We start from the raw sequence: 3,169 nt of genomic DNA, 5'->3' as shown, positions 1-3,169 counted from the left end.
AAAGAGATCAGGGTCTCGGCGGAGAAATCCCCGGAGAACCTTCCCTGGAAGGCGCTCGGCGTCGATCTCGTCATTGAATCCACGGGCTTCTTCACCGACGGGGAAAAGGCCGCGAAGCACCTCGATGCAGGAGCGAAATGGGTGATCATCTCGGCGCCCGCAAAAGACCCCGACATCACCGTCTGCCTCGGGATCAATGAAGAGACCCTCGACCCCTCGAAGCACCGGATCATCTCGAATGCGTCGTGCACCACAAACTGTCTCGCCCCCGTCGCAAAGGTGCTCCATAAGGAGTTCGGCATCATCCGCGGACTGATGACCACGGTTCACTCCTACACCAACGATCAGAGGATCCTCGATCTTCCCCATAAGGACCTGAGAAGGGCCCGCGCAGCCGCCCTCTCGATGATCCCCTCGACCACCGGCGCGGCAAAAGCGATCGGACTCGTTCTTCCGGAACTGAAGGGCAAACTTGATGGGTTCGCGATGAGGGTCACCACGCCGAACGTCTCGGTCGTGGACCTCGTGGCGGAACTGCAGAAGGACGTGACCGTCAATGACGTAAACGCGGCGATGAAGAAATCCGCAGAGGGCGCCATGAAAGGCGTTCTCCAGTATGTGGACGCGCCGCTTGTCTCCGTGGATTTCAACGGCAACCCCCATTCCTCGATATTCGATGCGACCCTTACCAAGGTCATGGAGAGCCGGATGGTGAAGGTCATTTCCTGGTACGACAACGAATGGGGTTACAGCAGCCGTCTCAGGGACCTTATTCTCTATCTCACGAAGTGAGGTGACCCATGGCAAGAAGAAACGGTAATCCGGCGGTGCCGACCGACATTCTCTCGAAGCTCACGATCGAGGACCTCTCCGTGAAGGGCAAGAGGGTCTTCATCCGTGCGGATTTCAACGTACCGATCGACGAGAACCTGAAGATCACCGACGACCGCAGGATCCGCTCGACCCTCCCGACGATCAACTACGCGATCGACGAGGGCGCAAAGGTCATTCTCGCCTCCCATCTCGGCAGGCCGAAGGGCAAGCCCGATCCGAGGTTCAGCATGGCCCCCGTGGCGAAGAGACTCCAGAGGCTCCTCGACAAGGAAGTTATCTTTGCGGAGGACTGCATCGGCCCGAAGGTCGAGAACATCATCGCGAAGATGAAGGACGGCGACGTCCTCCTTATCGAGAACCTGAGGTTCCATCCCGGGGAGGAGAAGAACGGCGAGGACTTCGCCAGGGCCCTCTCCCGCCTCGCGGACTTTTACGTGAACGACGCCTTCGGCGCCGCGCACCGCGCGCACGCCTCCGTCGTCGGCATCACGAAGTTCCTCCCCTCGGCCGCGGGCTTCCTTCTGAAAAAAGAGATCGAGTATCTGAAGGGCGCCGTCCTGAACCCGATTCGGCCCTTCGTCTCGATCCTCGGGGGCGCGAAGGTCTCCGGAAAGATCGGTGTGCTCGAGAACCTCGTCGACAAGGTGAACAAGGTCATCGTCGGCGGCGGGATGGCGTTCACTTTTATCCGCGCCATGGGCTACGAGATCGGGGACTCCCTCGTGGAGGGCGAAATGCTCGATTTCGCGAACACCATCCGCGAGAAGCTGATCAGGAACAACGTGAAGTTCTACCTGCCCGTTGACTGCGTCATCGCCCAGAGCATGGAGCCGGGAGCGGAAACGAAGATCGTGACGACCCAGGAGATTCCGAAGGGCTGGCGTGCCCTCGACATCGGCCCCGCGTCGGTGAGACTCTTCTCGGAGGCGATCCAGGACGCGAAGACGATCATTTGGAACGGACCGATGGGAGTGTTTGAGATCGATGCCTTTTCGCGGGGAACCTATGCAATCGCCCACTCGGTGGCGGACGCCTACGCCCTCACCATCGCGGGTGGTGGAGACACCGACCTTGCGGTCCACAAGGCCGGCGTCTCGGATTCGATATCCTTTATCTCCACGGGTGGCGGGGCATCCCTCCAGCTGCTCGAAGGGAAGGAACTGCCGGGCATCGCTGCCCTCACCGACAAGAAGGAGTAGCGGTTACGCTACCTGCAGCTCCGTGTCGCCGGTGCACTTGTGAGGCAGCTTGATGTTCTCGTGTGAGAGGATCCCCCGTTTCATTTCCACGATAGACGGGCTCTTGCTCTCGAACCGCCCGATAAGATAGGCGGCAGCCACCTCAGGCTTGATTACGTCGCCACACGTGAAAATATCAACCGCAGCATAGCCATACTCCGGCCATGTATGAATAGACAGATGTGACTCTGCTATGACTACCATACCGCTGATTCCGAAGGGACTGAATTCATGGAAGGAAATATCTACGATCGTGGCCTTTGCTTCCTTTGCTGCAGAGACCAGAGCGTCCCGAACCTCTTCGAGACTCCTGAGAATTGCAGGGTTGCAATCCTTCAATTCCACCAAAAGATGGGCACCTAAAGCATACAAATCTCTACCCCCCTTCCAGGAGAACATAAGGAGCGAATCACTCCCTCTTTGAATTAAAAAAATACCCTAAATGGACATAGTTTGTCAAGAAAAATTTTCGGGAACATCCGTAAAAACATCGAACATGCGGTGAGAATTTCCGTCCCGCGCAGACCGGTGCGCATGTGCCATCGCGTGAAGGACCGGCCTCAAATAAAAGCGGCATGCGCGAAAACGAAATCACGAGGAGTGTGATATCCTACAGCCCATGGGAAAGTCGTTAAGGAAGAGCAAAGACGCTTCGCGCAGCATCTCCACCGGCGAGAGCATTTCGGGGCATTCAGCCGCCGCCCGTGACAGCAAGTCATCAGAAGAGGCGCTCGCCCGCGGCCTGAGAAACGGGCGCCACGTGCTCCTTACCGCCTCTTTTGCATCCGTCATTACATTCTTGGTATATCTTTCATCTCTTCGCAACGGCTTCATCAGGGAGTGGGATGACAAAACGTATGTGTACAATAATCCCTATATCCGTTCATTTGACTGGGATCTTATCAGATGGGCTTTTTCCGAATTCTATCAGGCCAATTGGCATCCCCTCACGTGGATATCCCACGCTCTTGATTATGCGATCTGGGGACTGAATCCTGTGGGGCATCACCTGACAAACAACATAATCCATGCGGCGAATACCTTTCTGGTGGTGCTGGTGGTTGCAAGACTGATTGAGGCCGCCAGGCGGCCGTCGA

4 protein-coding genes are annotated in these 3,169 nt (G+C 57.0%); 3 read left to right on the top strand and 1 reads right to left on the bottom strand.

The genetic code is table 11. From position 1 onward, the window contains the following. A partial coding sequence (gene gap / locus VEI96_08515) for a type I glyceraldehyde-3-phosphate dehydrogenase (GenBank protein ID HXX58026.1) occupies window positions 1-792 on the top strand: 792 nt, incomplete at its 5' end. Between the two features lie 8 nt (window positions 793-800). Beyond that, on the top strand, window positions 801-2,033 hold the full coding sequence (locus tag VEI96_08510; GenBank protein HXX58025.1) for a phosphoglycerate kinase: 1,233 nt from the start codon (window positions 801-803) through the stop codon (window positions 2,031-2,033). Between the two features lie 3 nt (window positions 2,034-2,036). Here the strand turns inward: VEI96_08510 and speD are convergent, their stop codons facing one another. Further along, a complete protein-coding gene (speD, locus tag VEI96_08505) occupies window positions 2,037-2,444 on the bottom strand; it encodes an adenosylmethionine decarboxylase (GenBank protein ID HXX58024.1) in 408 nt (135 codons plus the stop codon). Between the two features lie 247 nt (window positions 2,445-2,691). Here speD and VEI96_08500 point away from each other — a divergent pair. Continuing rightward, the coding region (locus VEI96_08500) for a hypothetical protein (protein HXX58023.1) at window positions 2,692-3,169 on the top strand (478 nt) is incomplete at its 3' end.

The organism is Thermodesulfovibrionales bacterium, from assembly GCA_035622735.1.
GTDB lineage: Bacteria > Nitrospirota > Thermodesulfovibrionia > Thermodesulfovibrionales > UBA9159 > DASPUT01.
This window is presented reverse-complemented; position numbering and strand designations above follow the sequence as displayed.

Coding starts and splice junctions, on each gene's coding strand:
- VEI96_08510 (HXX58025.1), top strand. CDS start 801: ATGGCAAGAAGAAACGGTAATCCGGCGGTGCCGACCGACATTCTCTCG.